The sequence below is a fragment of the Micromonospora sp. NPDC049044 genome (assembly GCF_040649215.1).
Lineage (GTDB): Bacteria > Actinomycetota > Actinomycetes > Mycobacteriales > Micromonosporaceae > Micromonospora.
The window spans coordinates 16595-41578 of the sequence record NZ_JBEZFA010000027.1 but is presented as its reverse complement, the minus strand read 5'-3'; the positions used below and the strand labels follow the sequence as shown (position 1 = coordinate 41578).

Genomic DNA, 24984 nt, shown 5'->3' with positions numbered 1-24984 from the left:
ACGGACGAGAGGGAACGTCATGCCACGTTGGGGATTCGCCACCGGCACCACGGCACTGCTCGCGGCGCTCACGTTTGGCGTCACCGGCTGCGGTGCGGCCGAGGTGGCCGGCCAACCCGCCCGGGAGGCCGCCGTCGAGGTCGCCGCCGCGATGGGCGTGGAGGGTCAGGCGCTTGCCGCGATGGGCTTCGACGCCGACGACCTGGACGTGCAGACCGTCGTCGCGCCGGCCACCCCGGCGCCGGGGGCCTCCCCCACCGCGAAGGAGAAGGCCCGGGACAAGCGCGGCGAGGAGTGGCGCAAGCGCCACCAGGCCCGGGTGCTGCTGCGCAAGAACACCCTGCACGGTGAGGCGGTGGTGAAGACGAAGGACAGCGGTACGCAGACAGTCGCCGTGCAGCGCGGCGAGGTGACCGCGATCGACGGCGACTCGATGACCGTCAAGTCCACCGACGGCTTCACAATGACCTGGACCTTCGGCGACGACCTGCGGGTCGTCGAGCGGCGTGCCACGGTGCAGCCGAGCGAGGTGAAGGTCGGCACGACGCTCGGTGTCGCCGGCGCGAAGGACGGCGACAAGGGTGTGGCCCGGCTGATCCTCATCCCCCGCACCAAGTGACAGGGAAGGGCCCCTTTTTGAAGGGGCCCTTCCTCAGCTCAGTACACGCGGGAGCCGATGAAGTCGTCGTGACCGTAGCCGACCGGGTTGGCGGCGGTACGGGACTCGAACGACCACTGCTGCCGGCTGCTGCTGCCGCAGTTGGCCAACCGGAGGCGGGAACTGCCCAGCAACGGGTTGTCGAACGCCACGCAGAGGTTGCTCGCCGCCGCCGGCTTGAGCTGGTTGCCGACGAAGACGAACTGCTGCGCGCCGGTGCCGTTGCAGTCGTAGATGTTTACCGCGGTGCCCGAGGTCATCGAGCTGTTGGCCACGTCCAGGCAGCGGTCGTGGGACAGCTCCGAGTGCAGCGACCGGCGGGTCGAGTCGTACCAGAAGCCCTGGTTACGCCCACCGTGGCAGGAGTACGGCTGCTGCACTGTGCCGTTGCGGGAGTCGTACCCCTTGCCGTCGACGCAGGTGCCGGTGGCCAGGTTGCGCAACTGCTTGAACTCCAGCAGGCCCGGGTAGAGCACGCCGCTGCCGGTGCTGGCCGGGTCGACGCAGCTGGCCCGCTGCTGCCCGGAGTTCCAGAACTGGGTGATGCACTGGGCGAACATGCCGTGCCCCCGGGCGTTGGGGTGGAACGACTGCCGGGCGGCGTTCTCGTTCCAGATCCCGACCTCGATGAAGAGACCACGGACCGAGGTGTTGTCGGTGCACACCTCGTGGCCGTGGAAGAGTCGGCTGGCGTCCAGGTACCGGGTGCCGGTGTTGGCGGCGGCTGACCGCAGGGCCGACTCGAACATCGGCACCGCCTTGTTCCGGGCGAAGGCCGCGTCGGCCAGGTAGAGCAGGCAGCCGCCGGAGTACCAGCCGGGGAAGTTCGGGTTGTCCTCCACGTCCGGGCTGCCGGGGCTCGGGTACGACATGAGCACAAGTTCGTAGTCCGAGCGCAGGTAGCCGGCGTCGGTCATGGTCTGCCGGATGTCGTTGAGCGCGTCGGTCACGGCCTGCCGGCTGCCGTCGGTGCGGATCGTCCACTGGTCGGTGTAGGTGGGGTAGCAGGCCCCCTGGAAGAAGACCCGACGGATGGCGCAGTCGGTGGCGACCGGACCGAACTGGATGGTGCCGTCGCCGTTCGCGCCGACCACCACCCAGATCAGCTTCACGTGCGTGTTGCGCGCCTTGATGCCCAGGTAGTCGCCCTGGTTCAGCTCGTTGTGCTGGGTCGGTCCGCCGGCGATGAGGTTCCACGGGGTGGCGCCGGAGCAGGCCAGGTTGTACTGCGCGTCCGACGGGATGCCGGTCCGGAAGACCGCCTGGTCGTACGAGCGGTCGCACCAGTTGCCGTCCTGGTGGGTGCCGGGGACGTAGTTGCCGACGCCCTCGCCGGAGATCTCGCTGTCGCCCATCGTGATCAGTGCGGTGCGGCGTTGCTCGATCGGGCGGATCGCGGGGCTGCCGTAGAGGGCGGTGGCCTCGGCGGCTCGGACGGCTTCGAGGTTGGCGGGCAGTGGCTGGACGGACGGCCGGTCGGCGGCGGTGGCGGGGGTGGCCGGTCCGGCGAGCATCGGTAGGACGAGAGCGGCCACGGCGACGACGACGGTGCTGACCCGTCGTCGGGTCGCGCGTTCGGGCCTGGCGGGGGTTGCAGGCATCGACGCACTCCTTTCGGCTCAGTCGCGGGACGTCGACTGAGTTACCAGACGGTAACGTGCGGATCTATAGATGTGAATGCGCTTCGGATCCTTGCGCGCGGGCTGCAGAACCGCCCGGATCGGACGATCCGGGCGTCTCCGTTCAGCGACCCGGCGGCAGGGCGTAGCCCACGTAACCCCGGAACTCCAACCGCCAGCCGGCCGGGATCAGCTTCGTGCAGGCCGGTCGACTGCCGGTGCAGACGATCGCGTCCACCGAGGTGGGGTCGGCCGGCGGCCGTTCGGGCAGAACCGACTGCAACGACACGAGTTCCGGCGAGCGACCGTCCGGCTGGCGCAGCACCAACCACCACGGGTACTCCCAGTTGTCGTTCTGCTCCACCAGCCCGATCCGCCGCGCACCGCTGTCGTGGACCGCCGTTGCGGCCCAACGGAACTCGTCGGCCCACTGTGGACGGCGCAGGAACCGGGTGTCCCAGTCCGAGGTGGTGAAGACCGAGCCGGAGCCGACGAGCCGACGCGGAAAGCCGTACGACAGGGCGAGCACCCCGGCCAGCGCGGAGGTGGCGAGCACGACGGCCACCGTCCCGGTGGCCACCGACCGTCGCCGCCGGTCAGCCGTGCCGGTGGCTCGGCGGCTCAGGAGCGCGTCCAGCCACAGCCCGGCGAGCGGCACGGCAAGCACCAGGGCGTAGAGGAGCAGCCGGTTGCCCCACGGCTGCCATTTGATCATCGAGGTGTGTAGCAGGACGGTGGCCAGCACCACCACCGCGTACGCGCGCAACGGCCCGACCTGCCCGCTGTCGATGCGGCGCGGCCGGGCCAGCGCGACCACCGCGCCGATCAGTGCCAGCGCCCCGGCGACCGGGAACGCCACCCGGTCCTCGTCCGGGTACCAGGCGGGCTCCGGGAAGCTCTCCCGGCCGAAGGTGGTCGCCCGGTCCTGGGGGTCGACGCCGATCGCGTCCGCGCCGCCGATGATCGCCGCCCCGCCGAGCTGACGCAGCGGCGCCAGCGGCGTGTCGAACGCGGTGTGCCCGATCCGCAGCGCGTTGATCAGGATCGACGGCAGATCGTGCCGCTCCATCGGGATCGACTCCCGCAACCGGGGCGGGCCCAACGGATGCCCGAACTCGGCAGTCACCCGGGCCAGGAACGGGCCGACCACCACGGCCGCCACCAGCACGATCAGCACCGAACCACCGACGACGCGCGCCACCTGGGCGACCGGCCGGGAGGTGGGCACCTCGCCGGCCGGGCCGGCGTGCGCGGCCGAAGCCGACACCCGGGCGGTCCGGGCCAGCCGGAGCTGCGCCAACCCCCAGAGCACAAGCAACGGACCCAGCGCGATCAGGCCACTGGTCTTCGTCAGCGCGGTCAGCCCGGTGGCCGCCCCCAACCCGAGCAGGGTGCCCCAGCCCGTCCGTCGACGTAGCCCGTCCAGTACCAGCGTCGCCGCACCGGCCACCCAGGCCGCACAGACCAGGTCGGTCTGCGTACTCGTCGCCTGGAGCACCACCATCGGAGTGGTCGCCAGGACGAACGCGGTGATCAACTGAGCCCGCCGGCCGCCGCCGAGCTGCGCCGTGATCCGAGCGGCCACCAGCAGGCAGAGCACCCCGGCGGCCCACTGCACCAGGTTGTACAGCTGGTCCCCGCCGGTCAGCAGGCGTAGGTGCAGCAGCAGATACTCGGCCCCGGGCGGGATGGTCACCTGCCGGTGGATGGCGGTCGGCCAGAAGTCCAGGTCGCCCTGTGCCACCCAGCGCTCCACCTTCGGCAGGTGGTACGTCTGCGAGTCGAAGTTGTTCGGCTCGGCAAGCAGTGCGACAAGCAACTCCACAAGCAGCAGTCCGCCGACCGTGCCAGCGAGCAGGCGTTCGCCCCGACCCGCCGTACGCCAGGCGTCGACCGCCCTGGCGCGCAGGCCACCGCGTACCCGATCGACCTGGGCTGGCCCCCTCCGGCCGTCGTCGGCGACCGGCGCGGGTAGGTCCGGTCCGGCACCGGCGGACACCGCCGCTCCGACCGGCACCGGCCGGGAGGTCGGGGCGGGCTGGCGCGCGAGGATGGCGTCCCGGTGGTGGCGCAGCCAGGCCGCCGCCGCGCAGGCGACCAGGAAGAGCAGCCAGGCGGCGACGAACGCCGGCCGGGTCAGCGCGTGCGTCCCGCCGAGCACCTCGACGACGAGCACCGCGTACGCCCCGCTGAGCAGGGCGGCACGCACCACGGCGAGCCGCAGCGGCGCCACCCCGGCGGCCCTGCCCGGCCTCGTCACGACGGTGAGCAGGAGCACCGCGGCGGCGGGTAGCACCGCGAGCAGGGGGCCGGCAGCCGACATGGCGGAAGTAAACACCATCAGTCTGGGACCACCACGTCGACTGCCCGTCGGTGGCGGCACACGCCCGGCCGACCTGCCAGGTTAGGCTATGGCCGACTCGTCGTCGCCACCGTGGAGAATCCCGTGAAGCTTTCCATCCTCATGCCGGTCTTCAACGAGGAAGAACGCATCGCGGACGCCCTCAAGCAGGCCTTGGCAGTCGACTATCCGTGCGAGGTCGAACTGGTAGTGGTCGACGACGGGAGCCGGGACGGCACCGGCGAGGTCCTCGGTCGCGCCGACGACGCACGCCTGCGGGTCATCACCCACCAGCGCAACGCCGGCAAGGGTGCCGCCATCAAGACGGCTGTCGACAACGCGGAGGGTGACTACATGGTCATCCTCGACGCCGACCTGGAGTACGACCCGCAGGACATCCCCAAGCTGCTCGACCCGGTGCTCGACGGGCGGGCGACTGTCGTCTACGGCAATCGCACGTTCGGCAGCCACAGTGCCTACAGCTTCTGGTACGTGATGGGCAACAAGGGCGTCACGATGGCGGCCAACGTGCTGTTCAACTCGTACATCGGTGACCTGGAGACCTGCTTCAAGCTGATGCCGGTGGCGCTCTACCGGTCGCTCGAGGTGCGCTCGCGCGGGTTCGGCATGGAGGCCGAGGTGACCGGCAAGCTGCTGCGCCGCCGGATCCGGCCGTACGAGGTGCCGATCAGCTACCGGGCCCGTGGCCGCGAAGAGGGCAAGAAGATCACCTGGAAGGACGGCGTCGAGGCGATCTGGATCCTCGGCCGTGAGCGCGCCCGCCGCCGCCGTCCCGCCACCTCATCGGCCAGCTGAACCCAGAAACGCGCTTATCGACAGCCGCAGACCGGCGGCGTCCAGGCCGTGCCACCGGGTGTGGTCGGCCGGGCCGCCGTACCGGCGTAGGTCGGTCTGACCCACCCCGAGCGCGAGCAGCCGATGCGGCACATCCGCCAACGCCCGGCTGACGACAGCGCTCGACGTGCCCGCCAGGTACGGCTCGACGAGCACCACCTCGGTCCCGGCGAGCGCCCGTAGCCCAGCGGTGTCGAACGGTCGGGGCGTGTGGGTGTACGCGACAGTCACGTCCATCGCCTCGGTCGCCGGCAACACGGCATCGAGTGTCGGCCCGACGGCCACCACCAGCGGCGCGTTCGTCCCGCCCTGCCGCAGCACCCGGAGTCGGTCCGCGTCCGGGTACGCCTCGGCGTTGCGCTGTTCGCTGAGCCGCAGGTAGACCGGGTCGTCGCTGGGCGCGGCGTGCCGGAGCAGCGGCGCGACCTCGTCCGGGTGGCCGGGCACCCGCACCGTCCAGCCGTCGCCGAGCGAGTCGATGAGCGCCACGTCTCCGGGCGACTGGTGGGTCCGGCCCTCCGCCGACCCGTCGTACGACGCGCCGATGCTCACCAGGACCGCGCCCACGCCCTGGTGGTCCAGATCCAACTTGATCTGCTCGTACGTCCGGTCCACCAGGAACGTCGCGTACGTGTGCACGATGGGGCGCAGCCCGGTCAGGGCGAGCCCGCCGGCCACACCGATCATCAGTTGCTCCCGGATGCCGACGTTGAGCACCCGGTCCGGGTGTCGTCGGCCGGCCTCGGCGAACTGGCTGGCCGAGATGTCAGCCAGGACGAGTGCGGTACGCGGATCCTCGTCGAGAAGCGCGACTGTGCTGTCGATGAAGGCGGCACGCATGACTGTCATCCCTTGCTCTCGACGCGGGCGACCACCAGGTGTGGCCGCCGGGGCAGGTGTCCGGTCAGTGCCCGGTACAGGGCGGTGTGGTCCCGGCCGTCGATGGCGTCGGCGGTCCAGCCGTTGACGGTGAAACGGCTGGCGATGCCACCCGACCAGCCGTGGGTGGCCGACGAGTTGTCGACAACTATCGCGGTGAGCCGGTCCAGGCCGGTTGCCCCCGCGTACACGATTGCCTCGTGGTTGGATCCCTCGTCCAGTTCGGCGTCGCCGAGCAGCACGTACACCCGGGGGGTGTGCAGCCCCTGGGCCCGCAGGCCGAGGGCGGTGCCGACGGCCAGCCCGAGCCCGTGGCCGAGCGAGCCGGAGCCGATCTCGACCCCGGGCACCAGCAGCCGGTCCGGGTGGTGGCCGAGCCGGCTGTGTGGCCCGGCCAGGTCGTCGAGCCAGGCGTCCGGGATGAAGCCGTGCGCGGCGAGCACCGCGTAGTAGGCGGCCGGCCCGTGGCCCTTGGAGAGCAGGAACCGGTCCCGCTCCGGGTCGTCGACGGTGTCGGGGGTGACCCGCAGCACCCGGTCGTAGAGCACCTGGAGCACGTCGATTGTCGAGTGCGCGCTCGGCGAGTGCTTCTCGTCGCCGGTCAGCCGCCGGATCAGCCCGGGAAGCCGGGGCCCGGTGTCGGTGGGCAGTGTGGTCGTCATGCCACTACTGTCTGACTTGAAGTGCACTTCAACTCAAGGACCTGGTGATGCAGGATCTACTGACGATCGGCGAATTGTCCGTCCGCTCCGGCGTGGCGCCGTCCGCGCTGCGCTACTACGAGCGGCTCGGGTTGATCCGCGCCGACCGGACCGGCGGCAACCAGCGCCGGTACGCGCGCGCCGAGCTGCGCCGGGTCGCCTTCATCCGGATCTCCCAACAGGTCGGCGTCTCGCTCGACGAGATCCGGGCGGCGTTGGAGTCACTCCCCGATTCGCGTACGCCCAGCCCGCAGGACTGGGCGCGGCTCTCCGCGAGCTGGCGCGGCCGGTTGGACGAGAAGATCCGCCTGCTCACCAACCTCCGCGACGACCTGGACAGCTGCATCGGCTGCGGCTGCCTGTCCCTGCAACGCTGCACCCTCAACAACCCGGGCGACGCACTTGCCGGCGAGGGGCCGGGCGCCCGCCTGATGCTGCCCCGCGCGTCCGACGACACGCTCGTCTGACGCCGCCGCTCAGCCGCGGGTGAGCAGCACCTTGCCGAAGTGGTCGTTCGACTCGACGAGCCGGTGCGCCGTCGCCGCCTCGCTCATCGACACCCGCCGGTCCACTATCGGTCGGACCGTGCCGGCCTCGATCAACGGCCACACCTCGTCCCGGACGCCCTGGACGATCGCCGCTTTCTCGGCGAGCGGTCGGGAGCGCAGCGCCGTCGCGGCGACGCTCGCCCGCTTGGTGAGCAACGCGCCGAGATCCAACTCGGCCTTCCGCCCACCCTGCATCCCGATCACCACCAGCCGGCCGCCGGTGGCCAGCGCGGCGACGTTCCGGCCCAGGTAGGACGCGCCAATGATGTCCAGGATGACGTCCACGCCCCGACCGTCGGTGACCCGGCGGACCTCCTCGACGAAGTCCTGCTCCCGGTAGTCGATCGTCTCGGCCGCACCCAGCTCACGCAGCCGGGAGTGCTTGGCCTCCCGGGCGGTGGTCAGGACTGTCGCGCCGAGCGCCGCCCCGAACTGGACCGCGAAGGTGCCGATCCCGCTGCCCCCGCCGTGCACCAGCAGCGTGTCACCCGCGCCGAGCCGAGCCACCTGGATCAGGTTCGACCAGACCGTGCAGGCCACCTCCGGCAGCGCCCCGGCGTCCACCGGGTCGCAGGCCGGCACCGGCAGCAACTGCCCGGCCGGGACCGCCACCCGCTCGGCGTACCCCCCGCCGGCCAGCAGCGCGCACACCTGCTGCCCGACCGCCCACCCGGCGACCTCCGAACCGACCTCGGTGATCACCCCCGAGCACTCCAACCCGGGGTACGGGGAAGCGCCCGGCGGTGGCGGGTAGTGCCCCTGCCGTTGCAGCAGGTCAGCGCGGTTGACCGCGCTGGCCCGCACATCCACGATCACCTCGTCGGGGCCCACCTCGGGGTCGGGCACCTCGGCCCAGACCAGCGCGTCGGGTCCACCGGGCTCGGGAATGGTGATGGCTCGCATGGGCCCAGTCTTCCCGATCTCGCCGGGTGTCGCAGGCGCACCGGCCAGCCCACAGTGGACGGCCCGGCACGGTCCGGCTGACGCGCTGGCAGGTCCGGGCCGCGCTGCCCACCGGGGAGGCGCGTTCGGGGAGGGACGGCGGGCCGCCCGCCGGGAGCCGTGGCAGACTATGCGTGGCCGTACGCCCGCGGGTGGCGGCCCAGGAGGGTTCGCCTAGTGGCCGATGGCGCTGGTCTTGAAAACCGGTAAGGCAGCGATGTCTTCGTGGGTTCGAATCCCACACCCTCCGCCCCAGACCGGGACAGCTCGCTTGATCCACTCGACTTTCAGGAAGTCGGGCTGTCCCAAGCTCCAGGTCACCCCACTATCAGTGAACCCGAGTCGATCATCTGAATCGGTGCCCGCGGTCGGCTCGGGTTCGATGAGAGAACTGTGCATCGGAAGTGGCGGTCGGCGTAGGCATCGACGGGTGCCTCACGGCGGCGTACGGTCGGGGTACGCGATGTACCCCAATTCGGCGAGGTGCCTCATGGCGGATCAGCAACTCACCCCCGGCCAGCGCGTCGAGCGGCTTCGTCGAGCCGCCGGCCTCTCCCGTGAACAGCTCGCCGGCCTTGCCGGGCTGTCGCCAACGACCATCAAGTTCGTGGAGAACGGGCGTCGGAGCTTGACGCTGCGGGCGGCCCAGCAGGTCGCTCCGCACCTCGGCGTACGTGACCTTGGCGATCTGTTCGGGCCGCAGGTGACCCTGTCCCTGGATGGCCGACCCAGTCACCCCGCGATCGGCGATGTTCGTCGGGCGTTGACCGCCTGGCACATCTCCGTCTCTGGGGAGCCGGAGTCCCCCGACTACCTGCGCGGAGCTGTCGACTCGGCGTGGCAGACCTGGCACACCTCTCGGCATCAACGTACCGAGGTGAGCGTCATCCTCCCTGGGCTACTCGAAGCCACTCAGCGAGCCGCCCGACTGCACACCGGCGACGACCGGCGTGAGAGCCTCGCTTTGCTCGCCCAGGCGCATCACCTCGCGCAGGCCTACCTTGCCTGGCACGGTGACCGCGAGCTGTGTTGGCTGACCGTCGACCGCGGCATGGCGGCGGCCCTCGATGCCGACGACCCGCTCGCCATTGCCCAGTCCACCTGGTACGCGGCACACCTGTTGCGGGCCGTTGGCCGGGGTGACGAGGCGTTGGAGCGCTTGCGGGAGGCTCGCGGCCTGATCGAACCTGGGGTCGCCGATGGTGGCAGCGAATGGGCCGAGATGCTGGCCGACCTGCATCTTTGTACCGCGTTGACGCGGGCTCGTACCGGCGACCAGGGCGCCTGGTCCGACTGGGATGCCGCTCGTCGGGTGGTCGAGCAGGCCCTGCCGACTGGCTTCGTCGGCCTCCGCACTCGGGTGTCGCGGCCGTTGGTCGACGTGTACGCGGTGATGTGCGCGGTCGACCTGGGAGATCCTGACGAGGCGCAACGGCGGGCGCACTCGCTCGACCCCGCGTCGATCCCGTCGACTGAACGGCGGGGCCGGCACTACGTGGAGCTGGCGCGCTCTGCCGACCTGGAAGGGGCGCGGGAGGCGACGCTGCACCTGTTGGGCCTCGCGGAGTCCACCTCTCCGGAGACGGTCCGATATTCGCCGGCGGCTCAGGAGTTGGCGGGCCGGCTGGCCCGGGAGGCTCCAGCCTCCATCCGCGCCGAGGCGATCCAGTTGGAGAGCAGGATCGCGGTGCCCGAGCTGTAGGGGTACCTCTTGTCGCTGGGTACGCCGAGTACCCGTCCTGCCCTTCATTGCTGCATAACGTGCTCTTTCGATTGCAGTGGGTGTGCGACGGGAGGGCAACGAGATGATGTGGCTGTTCAACCTGCTCTGTCGGCAAGCCAGGCGAGTTTCGGCTGGTGCTAACGGCCCAGCGATCCAGCGCGCAGAGCAGGAAGCTGCCCGGGAACGCTTGTTGGCTCAGGCTCGGTGTCACTCCGCCGGCCGTCAAAACGCCGGTGCCGGCCGGTGATGGGCGAGGTCCCCACCACGGTCAGGGCGGCCGTGGATGCCCGCGCGGTACAGGGCCAACGTGCCGCCGCCGTCCTGGCGAGCCGCCTCGCCGACCAGCACATCCCGCGTCGGCCCGAGTGGACATGTCGTAGCTGCGAGCCGGACACGCCGTGGCCCTGCGCCCCGGCCCGAGTACGGCTGTCCGAGGCGTACGGCGGTGACGGGTCGGCCTGTCCATGTACCTGGGCAGTCTGCACGTGGTGGCGGTGACCGAAATGCCGGCCGTCCCTGCGGCCGAACTGTTCGAGCGCTTTGTTCGGTGGGCGCGTTGAATGGCCCCGTCACTCCGGCGGGTCTGCGGGCCGCTGCTCCTTACGGATCGTCTCTTCGGCCAGTCGTTCGACAGCGCGTCGGCGTTCCCGGGCGAGCGACTGCTCGTCTGGCTTGCGGAGCGCGGTGACGACGGCGACCAGGAAGTCACGCCAGATGCTCAAGAGTCTCCCCCGTGAATGATGCGGCGATGATCATATGCACGCGGGCGATGCACCGACAGGGCCCAACCGGTCGTCGACAGCCCGGGAACGGGGTAAGAAGAGGCTGATATCTCCGCACACCGGAAGGACGCGTTCTGATGACCCTGGAACGACCGATCGCCCCGGACCCGTACGAGCTGCTGCCGACGCTGCCCTCGTTCACGCTGACGAGTGACGACGTGCAGAACGGTGAGCCGATGGACGCCCGGCACGCGCATGGCAGCACCGGGGGTGACAACGTCTCGCCGCAGCTGACCTGGTCGGATTTCCCCGCCGAGACGAAGAGCTTCGCGGTGACCTGCTACGACCCCGACGCACCGACCGGCAGCGGGTTCTGGCACTGGGTGTTGGTGAACGTGCCGGTCGAGGTCACGCAGTTGCCGAGCGGTGCCGGTGGCGCGGGCGGTGTCGACCTTGGTGGGGCGTTCGCGGTCCGCAACGACTACGGCGAGCAGGCGTACGGCGGTGCGGCGCCGCCGCCCGGCGACCGCCCGCACCGGTACGTCTTCGCGGTGCACGCCGTGGACGTGGACCGACTGGACCTGACCCCGGACGCCAGCCCCGCCTACGTCGGCTTCAACCTCACGTTCCACACCCTGGCCCGGGCGGTGATCCGCCCGACCTACCAGATCAAGGACTGATCCGTGCCCCGCGATCTCGCGCCCGACCAGGAGGGCGGGTGCGAGATCGCAGGATGGGCGGGTCAGGACGGGACGCGGGCCACGGCGAAGACCGACTGGCCGAACGGAGGGCGGACCAGCTGCTCGGCGGCCTTGGTGGCGGGCAGGACGACAGTGTCGTACACCTTGACCATCGGGCCCTCCTTCGGCATCAGCCGGAAGACCTTGGTGGCCATGAAGTAGCCGATCAGCCCCAGCGCGTTGGCGTAGTGCATCTTCTCGACCGTCAGGCCGGCCTCGGTCATCGCCGCGTGCAGTGTCTTCTTCGTGTAGCGGCGGACGTGCCCGGTGGCGATGTCGGCAGGGCTCATCGCGAACTGGAACGCCGGCACGATGATGATCACGGCACCGCCGGGTCGGACCAGGTCGCGCATGCTGCTGAGCGCGCCCACGTGGTCCTCGATGTGCTCCAGGACGTTGTACGAGACCGCGGCGCTGTAGTCGCCCCGGTCGCTGTGCGGCAGCAGCATCTGCCGGACGTCGATGTTCGGCCGGTCGGCGAGGCGCTCCTTGAGCTGCACCAGCCGGTCCGGGTCCGCCTCGGTCGCGGTGAACCGGGGCAGCAGCTCGGACCACTCGAGCGCGTAGTCACCGAGGCCGCTGCCGATCTCGATGGGGTCGTCGCCGAGGTACGGCACGGCCAGCTCGATGAACCAGCGACGGTGGTTGACAGCGGTCGCCAGGCCTTCCAACACCTCGGACTGAACGCGCTGATCCCCAGTGATTTCTGCCATGCGTCGATTCCTCACGATATGAACTCGACCCGTGCCTGGACCGACAGAGTGAATCATCCGCTGGGACGGCAGAAGAATCGGGGCATCGGGGGTGGCCGAATTGTGGTCGGGGGTGGGTTCGTGATCGGCGGTCGGCGAACCCGGCACATAGTACGGCAGTACCCCGAAACATGTCACGGCAGCGCCATCCGCTGACTACTCTGTGAATTGTCATGACTACTCCTGAGCCGGACTCGCCAAGCGGCAGCGACAGTCCGGTCGGCGCGTCGTCGGTGCAGGAAGAGGCTGGTCGCGCTCGGCCTTCCCGTCGGGGGAGGTGGGTCGATCTCGCCGCCGTGCTGAGCTTCGTGGTGCTCGCCCTGTGGGTGACCGCCCGGCTCTGGTTGGAGCCGGGCAGTGGCGTACGGGACAACCAGTCCGATCAGTCGCAGTTCGAATGGATGATGGCGCACGGTGCGCGAGTCGTCACACAGTTTGCGTATCCGTTCCATACCAATCAGATGAACGTGCCGGACGGCGTCAATCTGATGGCCAATACGTCCGTATTATCCATTTCGCTGCCACTGACGCCCGTCACCCTGCTTCTGGGGCCGAGAGTGGCATTCCTGGTCTTTCTCACCGTCGGCATGATTGCCACCGCCACCGCCTGGTATTTCCTGCTCTCCCGGGTCCTGATCGGCGCTCGCGGGCCGGCGTGGCTGGGTGGTGGCTTCTGCGCGTTCGCGCCGGCCATGGTGTCGCACGCCAACGGGCACCCGAACATCGTGTCGCAGTTCGTCGTCCCGTTGATCATCTGGCGGACCCTACGACTCGGTGAACCGGGCCGCTGGCTGCGCAACGGGGTGCTGCTCGCCCTCGTGATCGTCTGGCAGGCCTTCCTCAACCTGGAGATCCTGCTGATGACCGCGATCGGGCTCGGCCTGGTCATCGGCGTACTCGCCCTCACTCGGGCCGAGCTGCGCGCGCGGGCCCGGTCCTTCCTCGCCGGTCTCGCCGTCGCCGCCGGTCTCGCCGCGCTGCTGCTGGCGTACCCCCTGTACGTGCAGTTCTTCGGACCGGACGCGTACTCCGGGCTGTCCCGGCTGATCCGTGGCTACTCAAGTGACCTGGCGTCGTTCGTGGCGTACTCCCGGGAGTCCCTCGCCGGTAGCCCGCGCACCGCCGCGGGCCTGGCCAAGAACCCGACCGAGGAGAACAGCTTCTTCGGCTGGTCGTTGACGGTGCTGGTGATCGCCCTGGTCTGGTGGTTGCGACGCTCGGCCGTGGTGCTCGCGTTGGCCGGGCTCGGGCTGCTCTTCACTGTGCTGTCGCTGGGCCGGGAGGTCCGCTTCGACAACCGGGGTACGGGGGTTCCGGGCCCCTGGGCGGCGCTGGAGAACCTGCCGATCCTGCATTCGGTGGTACCGACCCGGTGGGCGTTGGCGATCACCCCAATCATCGGGCTGCTCCTCGCCTACGGTGCCGAACGCGCCCGCGAACTGGCCGGCGCGCACCCGGCGGCCCGGGGGCAGGTCCGCTTCGTCACCGCAACAGTGCTCACGATGGCGCTGCTGCCGATCGTCCCCACTCCGCTGCCCGTGACCCACCTCGATCCGGTCCCCACGTTCGTGACGAGTGGGGCCTGGCGTCCGTACGTGACGGGTGGGCGCAGCGTGGTGACCCTGCCGTTGCCGGACAGCACCTACGCGGAGCCGCTGCGGTGGGCGGCGGCGACCCGGCTGGACATGCCGCTGGCCCGTGGCTACTTCCTCGGTCCGGACACCCGGCCGAGCGCCGACCCGCCGCGCGTCGCGTTGTTCGGTGCGCCACCCCGACCCACGAGCAGCTTTTTCGCCACCATCCGGCGGACCGACGCGGTGCCGCCGATCACCCCGCAGGCACGGGTCCGAGCGGTTGACGACCTGCGGTTCTGGCGGGCCGGCGTGGTCATCCTCGGGCCGCACGAGAACGAGACAGCGCTGCGTCGGGGAATGACCGAGCTGACCGGGATCCAGCCGGTCCACACCGGTGGGGTGTGGGTGTGGGACGTCCGGTCGTTCACCGACTGAACCGTCGGGGGCCTAGCGGACGCAGCAGCCCTGGCAGACCTTGGGCCGGGGCAGGGTGAAGGCGAGGCAGCAGGTGCGCCGCTGCACGCTCGGCTCACCTGTCGGCCCCGGCACCAGCTCGACCAAATCGGCCAGGTCGAGCGCGCCGAGCAGTGTGTCGATGCTCTGCACCGTCGAGCCGGGCAGGCCGTCGGCGGCCCGCAGGATGCCGTGCGCGATGCCGGAGGCGACCGAGCCGAGCAGCGTCCGGGTGCCCACCCGGACCTCCGCCTGAATCGCCGCGATGAGCGGCATGAGGTGCGCGTCGAGCAGTGCCGCGCGCAGGGCGGCCAGCAGCTCCGCCTCGTCGGCGACGACCCGCACCTGCGGCAGGCCGGCGAGCGCCAACGGGTCGTTCGGCAGCACCGCGACGGTGGTCCGACGGCGCAGGCCCATGGTGAGGAGCTGCCGGTGGTCCTCGAAGTGGATCAGCAGGTCGGCCGGATCGAGTAGTGGGACCCGGCGGGCCGAAGCCCAGCCGAGCACTACCGGCAGCGACGCCCAGTAGCTGTACGACTTCCAGGCCAGCGCGGCACACGCGTGCGGGGTGCCACCCCAGCGGACGGCGGCCCGGCGCAGCAACTCCGGCAGCCGGCTGCCGTCGATCAGCGTGGTGGCGGGGGCCCAGCCGAACTCGTCCTCGACCACCAGGCCCCGGGCCAGCCCGGGAACGTCGTCGGTGCCGAACATGGCCCGCAGCGCCGCGGTGACGGGAGCGAGCGGCGTGGCGACGGCATCCCGCCTCGGCATCACCGCTGTCACCTGAGTCGTCCCCCGTCCGCGTGGCCGGGGAGCGCCCCGGCGGACGACACATGCCGTCCTGAGCTAAGGCTAGCCTAACCAGATGCGCGGGTCTAAGGGAAGCCTCACCTAGGTGCTGGCTGCGAGGCCCCGGTCACTCGCTCAGGTCACTCGCGCGGCGCTCCGCGCTCCGCGTACTACCCGCCCTGGGCGCCCGGAAACGGCTCACACCATCGATGGTCGTCGGTGAATTGTCAAGCGGTGTGTCGAAAAGATGCCAGATGCGTGTGTGACCGTGCACTGAAAGTGAAACTTAATGCCCCGGCCGCGAGGAAGCTGATGACGACCTCACCCCTCGAACGGGCTGCCGACTCCTTCGCGGCCGAACTCGCCAGGCAACGCACCGGGCGCGGGCTGTCCAAGAAACAACTCGCCGTTCTCATGGGGTTCGACCCGTCCTACGTGAGCCACGTCGAAGGGCGCCGACACCGCCCGACCGAGGACTTCGCCCGCCGGGCCGAGGCCGTCCTGGAAGCCAACGGTGCGATCTGGCAGCGCTTCCGGGAGTACGACGACCTGCGGCACGCCCGCGCGGGCCAACCGCACCGCGAGTCGTACCTGCCCGGCCAGTGGCTGCCGCCCGGCACCGGCCTCGTCGTGGAACGGGAACTGGCCGTCCTCACCCACACCGACGACGGTTACCGCTGCATGATCCGCCGGGAGCTGTACAACGCCGGGACCGAGCCGGTCACCCGTTACCTGATCCGGGTCGCCGTCGACCGCTACCCGAACGATCCCGGCCGCTCCAACCGGCACCACCGCGACCACCAACTCACCTTCGCCGAGCTGCAACTACAGGCCCGCCGGGACGACGGCAGCGGCGACCCGGAGCCGATGCACTGGCGAGCCAAACACGATAGGGACGCGTTCAAGGAGATCTGGCTGCTCTTCGAGAACGGGGAACGGCGTTTCCCGCTCTATCCGGGCGACCGGGCCACCATCGAGTACGCGTACTGCGTCGGGCACGAGAAGTGGGGTCCCTGGTTCCAGCGGGCCGTCCGACTACCCACCCGGCAACTCGCCGTACGCCTGGACCTGCCCGCGGCGCTCGACCCGCAGGTCTGGGGCGAGGAGACCTCGCTCTCCGCCGAGGAGGGCCCGCTGCGGACCGCTCCGCAGCGCCACGACGAGGGTGACCGGGCGATCTACGAGTGGCAGACCGACGACCCACCGCTGAACGCCCGCTACCGGATGCAGTGGCGCTTCCGGGCCCAACCGGAACCCGAACCGGACAGTGGCCCAGGCGGCGTCCGGGTGCGCCCGAGCGACCGGATGCGCGGCCTCGGCATCGTGCAGCGCGGCGACGACCTGCTCCGCCAGCGCGTCCGACAGTTCGACCTGCCGGGCGAGGAGCCGGTCGCACGGGATGTGGTCGACCGGCTCACCATGGCCCTGGCCCGACTCGACGAACTGCACCCGTTCAACAAGGGGGTGGGCGTCGCCGCCCCACAGCTCGGCATCGGCCGGGCGGCGGCCGTGGTGCGGCCCCCCGACCGGTCGGCCGAACCGGTAGTGCTGCTCAACCCCCGAGTGGTCGACGCCGCCCCGGACACCGACGAGCAGTACGAGGGCTGCCTGTCCTTCTTCGATCACCGAGGTCTGGTGCCCCGGCCGCTGCGACTGGACGTGGAGCACGCCCAGTGGGACGGCAGCCGGATCATCACCTCGTTCGAGTTCGGCATGGCCCGGCTGGTCGCCCACGAGATCGACCACCTGGAGGGCCGGCTCTACGTCGACCGGATGGCACCGGGCGTGCCGCTGGTGCCGGTCGAGGAATACCGCGAGACCGGGCGCCCCTGGCGCTACTGACCAAGAAGGGACCGGGGCGCGTGCCCCAGGGGGCAGGGGCACGCGCCCCGGTGTGGGGGGAGGAACGTCTAGAGGTCACCGAAGGTGTCGTAACGGATGTGCGGCGGCGGCACCTCGTCCGCGGCGAGGACCCGCAGCGCGGACCGGACCATCCGGGCCGAGCCGGACACGTAGCAGTCGTGCGTGGTCCACGGGCCGTACCGGGCCACCACATCCGGGATGTCGCCAAGCTCACCGTCGAAGTCCGGGTCGTCGCTGCACGCCGCGGTGACCGACAACCACGGGTGCGCGGCCACCAACTCCTGCAACCCGGCCAGTCCGTACAGGTCCGCCGCCTGCTGGGCGCCGTAGAAGACATGCACCCACCGGGTGCGGTTGAAGGTGGCCAACTCCTCGACAAGTGCCTTGATCGGTGCCAGGCCGACACCGCCGGCCACGCAGAGGATGTCCCTTTCCGAGGCGCGGTCCAGGGTCATCGACCCCATCGGCGCCGCCAGGCGAAGCAGGTCACCAGGCCGCACCCGACGCACCAACGCACCGGACACCCATCCAGCCCCCGGCGACCGGACGTGGAACTCCAGCACGTTGTCGTCATTGGGGGCGTTCGCCACCGAGTAGTTCCGCCACTCCCGAGGGTGGTGGCGCGGCACCTCCAGGCTGACGTACTGGCCGGCCTGCCACCGCAGTGGGTGCTGCAACGCCTGGCAGGTCAACACGGCGGTGTCCGGGCCGTGACGCTCGTGGGTAAGCACCTCGGCGTGCCAGAACGGCGGCCCGTCGTCAGCCGCCGCCCCGGCCACCATCAGCGCCGCGACCGCCTCGTACGCCTCCCGCCACGCCTGGTCGTACTCCAGGTTCCAGCCGTCGCCGGCGATGCGGCGCAGCGCGTCGAGCAACGCGGTGCCCATCGTCGCGTAGTGCCGTTCGTCGACGTGGTACTTGCGGTGGTCGCGCCCCAACGCCCGGAGGAACTCGGCGAAGCTCTCCGGGTCGTCGACAGTGTGGATCGCCGTGACTATCGCTTCCAGCAGCCGATCGCCCTGGCCGGTCATCTGCACCGGGAAGAGGTTCCGCAGGGCGGGGTCGAGCAGGAACATTCGGGCGTAGAAGTGGTCGGTCAGTCGGGCCCGATCGTCCTCGACCAAGGTCCAGCTCTCCTTCAGCAGCCGTGCGAGGTTGTCCACGGGGCGCTTCTCCTCCAGTCGGCAGCGGATCGGGCGCCCATAGAATCTCCACGGAGAGTGTCGACTGGTCGCACAGAATGTGCGATCGGCTCATGCTGGCCGGTCGGTCGTGCCACCGATGTCCCTCGTCGGGCAGAGTGGTGCGGTGACAGTTGAGCTGACCCGGCCGGTGTCCCGCCGTCTGCTGGGCACCGAAACGCTGCTGGTCCTCGGCCTGTCCCTCGGCCAGTCGGCGGTCTACGCGGTCGTCTCGATCATCGCGAAGCTGACCGCCGAGGGTCCGCTCTCCAAACAGACCGCCTCGCTCAACACCTCGGCATCGCCGCGACCCTGGCTGGACCTCACCTACCAGCTCCTGGGCATCGTGTTCGCGCTGCTGCCGGTGCTGCTCGCCGTACACCTGCTCAGCCGTGACCCCGGCGACCCGGCGCGGACCCTCGGCGTCGACGCCCGGCGACCCGGCCAGGACCTCGCCCGGGGCGCGGGTCTGGCCGCGCTCATCGGCCTACCCGGCCTGGCCCTGTTCTTCGTCGCGGCCCAGCTCGGCCTCAACGCCACGCTGGTGCCGGCCGCGCTACCGCCGGTCTGGTGGGCGGTCCCCGTGCTGATCCTCGCCGCCGTGCAGAACGCCGTGCTGGAAGAGGTGATCGTGGTCGGCTACCTGGTCACCCGGCTGGGCCAGCTCCAGTGGCGGCTCGCCGCGATCATCGCGGCCAGCGCGCTGCTGCGCGGCTCGTACCACCTCTACCAGGGCTTCGGCGCGTTCGTCGGCAACGCGGTGATGGGCGTGATCTTCAGCCTCTTCTACCTACGCACCCGGCGGGTGCTGCCGCTGATCATCGCGCACACCCTGCTCGACGTTGTCGCCTTCGTCGGCTACGCGTCGCTGCCCCGAGAGTGGTTCGACTGGCTCTGACCGGTCAGCGCCGGGCGGCGCGGTAGACAGCCACCGTTCGAGCGGCCAGCCGGTCGGCCGCCGCCGCGTCGCCAAGCGTCGCCGCCAGCACCGCCGCGCCCGGTAGCAGCCGAGCCACCAGCCGCAACGCGACCGAGCCGCCGGCCTGCGCGGTCAGCGGCGCGGCCAGCCGCCAGGCGGCCTCCGCCGCCCGGGGCCAGGCCCCCTCGACCGGATCGTGCGCCGCCTGCGCCGCGCTCAGGGCCGCCCGGGCGCTCACCGCGTCCGGGTGCACCTGGGTCAGCACCAGCAGCTCGACGGCCCGGTCGGGATGCGCCGGATCCTTGCCGTACACCGCCGCCAGGTGCAACACCAGGTTCGCCTGCGTCCACAACACCGAGGCCAACTCGGCGAGCGGCGCGAAGAAACCAGCAAGCGCCGCGGCAGCCCCACCCGCGCCCGCTGCCCGCACGTACCGCCGGGTCACCAGCCGAGCCAGGCCGTCCGCCGGGGCGTCCGGATACCGGCCCCGCAGCCGCGCGGCCCACTCGGCCGCGCCAGGTCCGAGCGACCGCACCGCAGCCAGCGCCAGCAACTCCGGCGCGAAACCCGGGTGATCGAGTACGCGCGCCGCGACCGCAAGCAGCTCCGATTCCGGGGTACGCCCCGAAGTTGGCACCGGGTCGCTGACCTGCGCTCGGACCGCCACGGGCTGCGGTGTTGGGGCGGCTTCCTCGGACGTGGCGTTCCGGCGTGGGGTCCCCGCGTGCTCGGCCGTCGAGGCGGTCTGCCTGGCCGGGACGGCGGGTGGGGTGGCCGCCTTCTCAGTAGGTGTGACCTTCCTGGTGGAGGCTGCTTTCCTGGTGGGAGCCGCTTTCCTGGTCGGCGTGGCCTTCTTGGCCGGCGCGGCTTCCTGGCTCGGCGCGGTCGTCGTGCTGGCCGGGGTTGGTGCCTGGCTGGCCGGGCTGGCCGTCGTGCTGGTCGCAGTGGGTGCGGCTGCGGCGGTTGGCTTCGTGGCCTTCCGGGCGGTGGCCTTGCGAGGGGTGGCCTTGCGAGGGGTGGCGCGAGTCGTCGGTGTGCCTGTCGACGGTGCGGTGGATGGTTGCCGGCCGCCGGCGGGTGCGTCGGCCCGCTCGGTGGCCGGTGCGGGCTCCTCCGACGGGCCGGACTTGTCGACGGCGGGTGCGGCCTCTTCGGGTGGGCCGGCCTGGTCGGCGGCGGGGGCGGCCTTCCTGGGTGGGTCGGCCCGGTCGGGGGCGGATGCGGCGTCGTCGGGTGGGGCGCTCGGCGAGGGTTCCGAGCGGAGCGGCTGCCGAGGCAGCGGGCGATCCGGCTCCGGAGGCTGGAAGATCACCGCCGGGGCGGCCTTGGCCCGCCGAGGGCGCGGGCTCGCCGGAGCGGCGGCCGATGGTGGCACCGGTTCCCCGGGCTGCTCCGCGGCGGGCGGCGGGGTGAAGGTGGGCCGCGGGGAGCGCCTGCGCGCTCTTCCAGCAGGCTCTCGACGGCTCGACTCGCTGGGCGGCTGCTCCTGCATATCGATGGAGCGTAGTCCCGATCACGCCGCCGCACAGCGCTGAAACCCGGGGACGGGCAGCCCCTGGTCGGCGTACCCCGGAAGTCGTTTTGCTCCCAGTGGGTGGCGACCTGTATCCTCGGGCGCGGTGGTCTGCTGATCACCGGGGAGACTTCGCCTAGTCTGGTCTATGGCGCCGCACTGCTAATGCGGTTGGGGTCTTAAAGCCCCTCCCGGGTTCGAATCCCGGAGTCTCCGCGCGAAAGCCGGGTGTGTAGACTGGCTGAGCACGAGCGCCCGTAGCTCAATGGATAGAGCATCTGACTACGGATCAGAAGGTTAGGGGTTCGAGTCCCTTCGGGCGCACAGCGGTTGAGTAGGGGAAACGCCTCTTTGGCTATCGGCGGAAGTCGACCATAGGGGCGTTTTTTCGTGCACCCATGGGTGCACACCCGGCCGCTGACGCTGGCTGACCGTTACGGAGAATTGCCGAGGGTGACCTCTGGAGATGGTCCACCTACGTCGGCGGCTAGCTAGGCACTGAGGCGATACGCACTGTTCCGCCGGGGGCAGCGCAACGGGAACTGGCAGCAGATCCTCACCGCGCTGCGAGCCCTCGCCGATGCGGCGGGCCGGATCACCTGGGACATGTCCCTGACTCGACCAGCGCCCACGCCCACCAGCATGCCTAGGGCGAGAAAGAGGCGCTGGCCCGCAGGCCGGAACCGCCCTGGGACGTCACCGTCTAGCCTGCTGATCACGCCCTCGGCCGGTCCTGCGTCGGGTTGGCCACGAAGCTGTGCCTGGCATATGAGCGGCCGAGCACCATCCAGTTCGCCGCTATCAACGAGTGGCTGTGACCGACTTCGACACCGGCCCTAACGGGCGACCAGGACCTCGAAGCCGGTCGGGCGCCGTTGTCAGTCGAGGACCGTCGCCGAGCGTCCTTCGTTGACCGTGTACGAGCCTGCGGAGATCGCGCCGAGGCTCGTGGGGTGGAGGGTCAGCGAGACGACGCCGCCGGGCAGTACGCGCGAGTCTTCTTCGATGGTTGCGAACTTTGCGGCCGTCGATCCGTCCGGGAACAGGCGCTTTCCCGTGCCGACGATTACCGGGTATTGGAGTAGCCGGTAGACATCGACGAGTCCTGCCTGGTGCAGCGTCTGCACGAGTTTCCAGCTTCCGTGAACTTGGAGTTCCTTGCCCGGGAGCTCCTTGAGGCGGCGTACCTCATCGACCGGGTCACCGCGGAGGACGGTTGTCGGGTTCCAATCGGCTTCGTCGTCGGTCAGCGTGGAGCTGACGACATACTTTGGCAGCGTGTTGAGCTTGGTGGCGATCAGGTTGCCGGGTTCGGTGACCTTCGGCCAGTACCCGCCGAGCAGGCCGAAGCTGATACGGCCGAAGAGGAACGCGTCGGCCTCACGGAACCAGCTCTCGACGACCTCGTTGGTGTGCGTCGAGGCGTGCGGAACGAGCCACCCGCCGCGGTCGAAGCCGCCGGAGCGGTCCTCGTCGGGATTTCCCGGTCCCTGCATGACACCGTCGAGACTGACGAAGATGTTGACGCTGAGTAGCACGGCTTTCCTTAAAGGTCTGGTTGCGGACAGCCGGCCAGGGCTGGCTGGCAGACGAACGCTAGCTGCCGGGCCCAGGGTGGGTCTTGTACAGGAACGACATCGCGGCAGAGTGGCCTGCCTGCAGCTCGCGTGCGGTGTACCCGACGTAGCGACGCAGCGCATGCGCGAGGTGGGCCTGGTCGAAGTACCCCAACGTCTCGACGACTGTGCGCCAGTCAAGGCCGTCGCGCAGCATCGTGGCTGCGGCGTTCGCGCGGTCGATCTGCCTTACGGCGGTTGCCGACAGTCCGATGATCGCTCGATGGCGACGCTGCCGGGTTCGCTCGGTCGGGCTGGCTTCGGGATGCTCGGCGATGGGCTCCTCGTCCCCGAGATGCGATCGCACCAGCAGACCCGCGTCCTGCAATCGCCGGACGAAGTGCTCGACGTTCTCAAACGTCGGCGCCTCCCAGCTTTCGCCGCCGATGACGATCCTGCCCGATTCCGTCACGGGGAACGGTACGTACCCATCGACGATCGAGGCTGCCGGATGCGGCCGGAGAACCGCGCCGAACGCGAACCGGATCCCGAGAAACTCGGTGCCCGGGGGGACCGGTGCCGTGGTCGCCCTGGTCTCCGGCCCGCGCAGGCTGGCGAGTAGGCGTCCCTGCGCCTGCGAGAGGATCAGCTGCCAGCAGGTTCGTGCGGCGGACGTCATCGTCTCCTCCGCGTCAGAGCGGGTGCGCCACACGCGGTCGACGAGGCTCACGTCGATCTCGGTTTCGCGATGCTCGAACCGCAACGCCATGGCCTCCGTCTTCAATGTGCCGAGGTTCCCTCCTGAGGCTAGGTGCCGCCGGCACCTGCTGCTGTCGATGCGATCATGGACCTGGCGACCGGAGCGAACGTGATCACCGTAAGTTCCGGGTGGGGCGACGGCATCTACCCGACGTTCGTCGGTTATGCCGCCGATGGCGAGGTGACCAGCTACGTCACGGACTTCCTGGTGATCCCATTGTTCTGCCAACCAGATGCCGTCGGGCACCCCATTGGCCGGACGTAGACCACTGTCGCTCGAACCCGTCAGCCGTGATCTCCCACCCGGTCGTCGAACTCGTCGCCCCGCGACTCGTCCCACTCGCGGGAGACCGGCCCTTGATCTTCCTGACCTCTACGCAGGTCGGCTTGCTTGTGGTTCGAGGTCGGGATGGGGATCATCGTGCCGTGGAATGGACGGACGACCTGACTGTGCGCCTTGCTCGGGGCACATCGTTACGCGCCCTTGTCTTGTATCTCAGGGCTGCCGACGAGGAGGGGACGCGCCGTCGCGATGTCCTTGCCGTCTTGACCGAGCGGTTCGCGCTGTCGTTCGATGATGCACGGCTCGCGATGGACCGTGTCGGGGGCGGAGTCGTCCGTGCCGTGTCCGGCAACTCCGCGAACGAGCCGGACCCCGTCAAGGACCCGGTGGCGTGGACGTCATACCGGCTCGAGCTCGGACTGACAGTCGATGATGGAGCTCCTGGGCCATCGCCCGAGGAGCGGGCGCGAGCGCAGGCTCTCCTGGAGCGGGCCGGGCGTGGCGAGCCCACGCACGGCACCGAGGACGTCGCCGTGGCGCTCGAGGTCGCACGGTTGGCAGTCGCGTCGCAGGAGACGGGCCGGATACGCCTCCACCTCCTCCTCGAAGCGGCGACGTCACTATCGGTCGCAGCCGAAGCGTGCATCGTCCGGTTGGGGCAGCAGCCTTGTGCCCCGGAGGGTTCCCAGGAGTGGGTCGACGGTGTCGCGCTCGCCGCGGCGGCCCGTCAGGTCACCACGCAGTTCGCTGCCCAATCCGAGCCGGAGCTTGAGGAGCGTGGCCTCGCGCTGGTGGGACGCATCGTCACCCGCCTGCTGGGCCAATCTCACGCCTTCGTCGGACGAGCGATGATCGAGTCGGCCCGCTGCATCCAGCGCAACGGCGATCCCGACCGAGCCGCCACTCTCGCCGATGCGCTATTGGCCGACTTCGAGGTTCTGCTCGATCAGTTCGAGGTCGACGCTCCATTCGACGAGCACGTCATCGCCCTGGAGTACCTGCAGGCCGCCATCGAACTCCTCATCGAGGTGAGAGGCAGCTCCGCCGAGCTCGATGCCCTTCGCAACCGGACCGAGCAAGTGCTTGCCCGCTCATGACCGACTGAACCCGAGCGATACGAGCACCAGCGGGTTCCCAGTCGCGGCACTCCGGCCGTCAGCCGGCGACCACGAGCGCCTGGGGCGCGGCGGCCTTCATCCGGGTACGCAGCCACTTGAGCTGGATCGCTGTCTGCCCTTCGCAGCGCCGCACGACCGCGAGCAGGTCCTCGTCGCGGACGCCGTAGGCGGCCTGGCCGACGACGGTCCAGGTGATGTCGCACTCGGCGGCCATCAGGTAGAGATCCTGGAGGTCCCGCAGGAGGCCGATGCCACCGGTACGGGTACCGGTGAACAGTTGGGAGTGCAGCCGGTCGGGTTCGTCGGGTGCGTCCTCGGAGTAACGGGCCACGAACGGGTGCAGCTGTTCGGCGTACGTGTCGCAACGCTTCGCCTGCTGCTGGCAGAGGTGCTGGATGTCAGGTTCCTCGGCGTGCGCGTCGGCGACCTGGCGGAACGCGTCAGCGAGGTTGGTCTGCGCGCGGTGCAGCAGTCCGAGATAGTGCGCGAGGTGCAC

General features: G+C 70.3%; 24 protein-coding genes and 3 tRNA genes. 14 read left to right on the top strand and 13 right to left on the bottom strand.

Going from position 1 to position 24984, the window contains the following annotated elements; all coding sequences use genetic code 11:
- Window positions 1–19 precede the first annotated feature (19 nt).
- Window positions 20–619, top strand: a complete 600-nt coding sequence (locus AB0B85_RS21900) for a hypothetical protein (protein ID WP_357410066.1) — start codon at window positions 20–22, stop codon at window positions 617–619.
- 38 nt (window positions 620–657) lie between these two features.
- Here AB0B85_RS21900 and AB0B85_RS21895 read toward each other — a convergent pair whose 3' ends face one another.
- Both AB0B85_RS21895 and AB0B85_RS21890 read right to left on the bottom strand, forming a co-directional pair.
- Window positions 658–2259, bottom strand: coding sequence for a ricin-type beta-trefoil lectin domain protein (locus AB0B85_RS21895; protein ID WP_357410064.1), 1602 nt, complete (start codon window positions 2257–2259; stop codon window positions 658–660).
- Between the two features lie 142 nt (window positions 2260–2401).
- The gene (locus tag AB0B85_RS21890) at window positions 2402–4600 is read right to left on the bottom strand and encodes a glycosyltransferase family 39 protein (RefSeq protein WP_357410062.1); all 2199 of its coding nucleotides are present in this window, start codon (window positions 4598–4600) and stop codon (window positions 2402–2404) included.
- 123 nt (window positions 4601–4723) lie between these two features.
- On the opposite strand from AB0B85_RS21890, the gene AB0B85_RS21885 reads away from it, so the two are divergent.
- Complete coding sequence (locus AB0B85_RS21885; RefSeq protein ID WP_357410060.1) at window positions 4724–5434, top strand: glycosyltransferase family 2 protein; 711 nt, start codon at window positions 4724–4726, stop codon at window positions 5432–5434.
- Here AB0B85_RS21885 and AB0B85_RS21880 read toward each other — a convergent pair.
- On the bottom strand, window positions 5420–6313 hold the full coding sequence (locus AB0B85_RS21880; protein ID WP_357410058.1) for a transketolase: 894 nt from the start codon (window positions 6311–6313) through the stop codon (window positions 5420–5422). The two genes, AB0B85_RS21885 and AB0B85_RS21880, sit on opposite strands and share 15 nt — an antisense overlap.
- Before the next feature lie 5 nt (window positions 6314–6318).
- On the bottom strand, window positions 6319–7014 hold the full coding sequence (locus AB0B85_RS21875) for a transketolase (RefSeq protein ID WP_357410056.1): 696 nt from the start codon (window positions 7012–7014) through the stop codon (window positions 6319–6321).
- Between the two features lie 47 nt (window positions 7015–7061).
- Here AB0B85_RS21875 and soxR point away from each other — a divergent pair, with 47 nt between their 5' ends.
- Window positions 7062–7520, top strand: a complete 459-nt coding sequence (gene soxR / locus AB0B85_RS21870; protein WP_357410054.1) for a redox-sensitive transcriptional activator SoxR — start codon at window positions 7062–7064, stop codon at window positions 7518–7520.
- A gap of 9 nt (window positions 7521–7529) precedes the next feature.
- On the opposite strand, the gene AB0B85_RS21865 is transcribed toward soxR, so the two are convergent.
- Window positions 7530–8504 (bottom strand): NAD(P)H-quinone oxidoreductase, encoded by a 975-nt coding sequence (locus AB0B85_RS21865; RefSeq protein WP_357410052.1) that lies wholly within the window; start codon window positions 8502–8504, stop codon window positions 7530–7532.
- Between the two features lie 202 nt (window positions 8505–8706).
- Between AB0B85_RS21865 and AB0B85_RS21860 the strand changes: the two genes are divergently transcribed.
- Both AB0B85_RS21860 and AB0B85_RS21855 read left to right on the top strand, forming a co-directional pair.
- A tRNA-Ser gene (locus AB0B85_RS21860) sits at window positions 8707–8793 on the top strand.
- Window positions 8794–9033: 240 nt separating this feature from the next.
- Window positions 9034–10245, top strand: coding sequence for a helix-turn-helix transcriptional regulator (locus AB0B85_RS21855; RefSeq protein WP_357410050.1), 1212 nt, complete (start codon window positions 9034–9036; stop codon window positions 10243–10245).
- Between the two features lie 590 nt (window positions 10246–10835).
- On the opposite strand, the gene AB0B85_RS21850 is transcribed toward AB0B85_RS21855, so the two are convergent.
- On the bottom strand, window positions 10836–10988 hold the full coding sequence (locus AB0B85_RS21850) for a hypothetical protein (protein WP_357410048.1): 153 nt from the start codon (window positions 10986–10988) through the stop codon (window positions 10836–10838).
- A 137-nt stretch (window positions 10989–11125) separates the two neighbouring features.
- Between AB0B85_RS21850 and AB0B85_RS21845 the strand changes: the two genes are divergently transcribed.
- Window positions 11126–11668: a YbhB/YbcL family Raf kinase inhibitor-like protein gene (locus AB0B85_RS21845; protein ID WP_357410046.1), complete on the top strand. Its 543-nt coding sequence runs from the start codon at window positions 11126–11128 to the stop codon at window positions 11666–11668.
- Between the two features lie 62 nt (window positions 11669–11730).
- On the opposite strand, the gene AB0B85_RS21840 is transcribed toward AB0B85_RS21845, so the two are convergent.
- A complete protein-coding gene (locus AB0B85_RS21840) occupies window positions 11731–12441 on the bottom strand; it encodes a class I SAM-dependent methyltransferase (RefSeq protein WP_357410044.1) in 711 nt (236 codons plus the stop codon).
- Between the two features lie 212 nt (window positions 12442–12653).
- On the opposite strand from AB0B85_RS21840, the gene AB0B85_RS21835 reads away from it, so the two are divergent.
- A complete protein-coding gene (locus AB0B85_RS21835) occupies window positions 12654–14489 on the top strand; it encodes a hypothetical protein (RefSeq protein WP_357410042.1) in 1836 nt (611 codons plus the stop codon).
- A gap of 12 nt (window positions 14490–14501) precedes the next feature.
- On the opposite strand, the gene AB0B85_RS21830 is transcribed toward AB0B85_RS21835, so the two are convergent.
- Window positions 14502–15278 (bottom strand): hypothetical protein, encoded by a 777-nt coding sequence (locus tag AB0B85_RS21830; protein ID WP_357410040.1) that lies wholly within the window; start codon window positions 15276–15278, stop codon window positions 14502–14504.
- 330 nt (window positions 15279–15608) lie between these two features.
- Here AB0B85_RS21830 and AB0B85_RS21825 point away from each other — a divergent pair, with 330 nt between their 5' ends.
- Window positions 15609–17138, top strand: a complete 1530-nt coding sequence (locus AB0B85_RS21825) for a peptide deformylase (RefSeq protein WP_357410038.1) — start codon at window positions 15609–15611, stop codon at window positions 17136–17138.
- Window positions 17139–17206: 68 nt separating this feature from the next.
- Here the strand turns inward: AB0B85_RS21825 and AB0B85_RS21820 are convergent, their stop codons facing one another.
- Window positions 17207–18322, bottom strand: coding sequence for a globin domain-containing protein (locus tag AB0B85_RS21820; RefSeq protein WP_357410036.1), 1116 nt, complete (start codon window positions 18320–18322; stop codon window positions 17207–17209).
- A gap of 145 nt (window positions 18323–18467) precedes the next feature.
- Between AB0B85_RS21820 and AB0B85_RS21815 the strand changes: the two genes are divergently transcribed.
- Window positions 18468–19238: a CPBP family intramembrane glutamic endopeptidase gene (locus tag AB0B85_RS21815; protein WP_357410034.1), complete on the top strand. Its 771-nt coding sequence runs from the start codon at window positions 18468–18470 to the stop codon at window positions 19236–19238.
- A gap of 4 nt (window positions 19239–19242) precedes the next feature.
- Here the strand turns inward: AB0B85_RS21815 and AB0B85_RS21810 are convergent, their stop codons facing one another.
- Complete coding sequence (locus tag AB0B85_RS21810) at window positions 19243–19896, bottom strand: hypothetical protein (protein ID WP_357410032.1); 654 nt, start codon at window positions 19894–19896, stop codon at window positions 19243–19245.
- Window positions 19897–19957: 61 nt separating this feature from the next.
- Here AB0B85_RS21810 and AB0B85_RS21805 point away from each other — a divergent pair, with 61 nt between their 5' ends.
- The 3 genes from AB0B85_RS21805 to AB0B85_RS21795 all read left to right on the top strand — a co-directional run bounded on the left by AB0B85_RS21805 (window position 19958) and on the right by AB0B85_RS21795 (window position 21096).
- Entirely contained in the window at window positions 19958–20794 is an 837-nt protein-coding gene (locus AB0B85_RS21805) for a hypothetical protein (protein WP_357410030.1), read from the top strand.
- A gap of 103 nt (window positions 20795–20897) precedes the next feature.
- Window positions 20898–20988 (top strand) — tRNA-Ser (locus AB0B85_RS21800).
- Window positions 20989–21023: 35 nt separating this feature from the next.
- A tRNA-Arg gene (locus tag AB0B85_RS21795) sits at window positions 21024–21096 on the top strand.
- 554 nt (window positions 21097–21650) lie between these two features.
- On the opposite strand, the gene AB0B85_RS21790 is transcribed toward AB0B85_RS21795, so the two are convergent.
- A complete protein-coding gene (locus AB0B85_RS21790; RefSeq protein WP_357410028.1) occupies window positions 21651–22310 on the bottom strand; it encodes a dihydrofolate reductase family protein in 660 nt (219 codons plus the stop codon).
- A 58-nt stretch (window positions 22311–22368) separates the two neighbouring features.
- A complete protein-coding gene (locus AB0B85_RS21785; RefSeq protein ID WP_357410026.1) occupies window positions 22369–23112 on the bottom strand; it encodes an AraC family transcriptional regulator in 744 nt (247 codons plus the stop codon).
- A 60-nt stretch (window positions 23113–23172) separates the two neighbouring features.
- On the opposite strand from AB0B85_RS21785, the gene AB0B85_RS21780 reads away from it, so the two are divergent.
- Both AB0B85_RS21780 and AB0B85_RS21775 read left to right on the top strand, forming a co-directional pair.
- Window positions 23173–23352: a DUF4241 domain-containing protein gene (locus AB0B85_RS21780; protein WP_357410024.1), complete on the top strand. Its 180-nt coding sequence runs from the start codon at window positions 23173–23175 to the stop codon at window positions 23350–23352.
- Between the two features lie 161 nt (window positions 23353–23513).
- The gene (locus AB0B85_RS21775) at window positions 23514–24467 is read left to right on the top strand and encodes a hypothetical protein (RefSeq protein WP_357410022.1); all 954 of its coding nucleotides are present in this window, start codon (window positions 23514–23516) and stop codon (window positions 24465–24467) included.
- A 58-nt stretch (window positions 24468–24525) separates the two neighbouring features.
- On the opposite strand, the gene AB0B85_RS21770 is transcribed toward AB0B85_RS21775, so the two are convergent.
- Window positions 24526–24984, bottom strand: coding sequence for a hypothetical protein (locus AB0B85_RS21770; protein ID WP_357410020.1), 459 nt, complete (start codon window positions 24982–24984; stop codon window positions 24526–24528).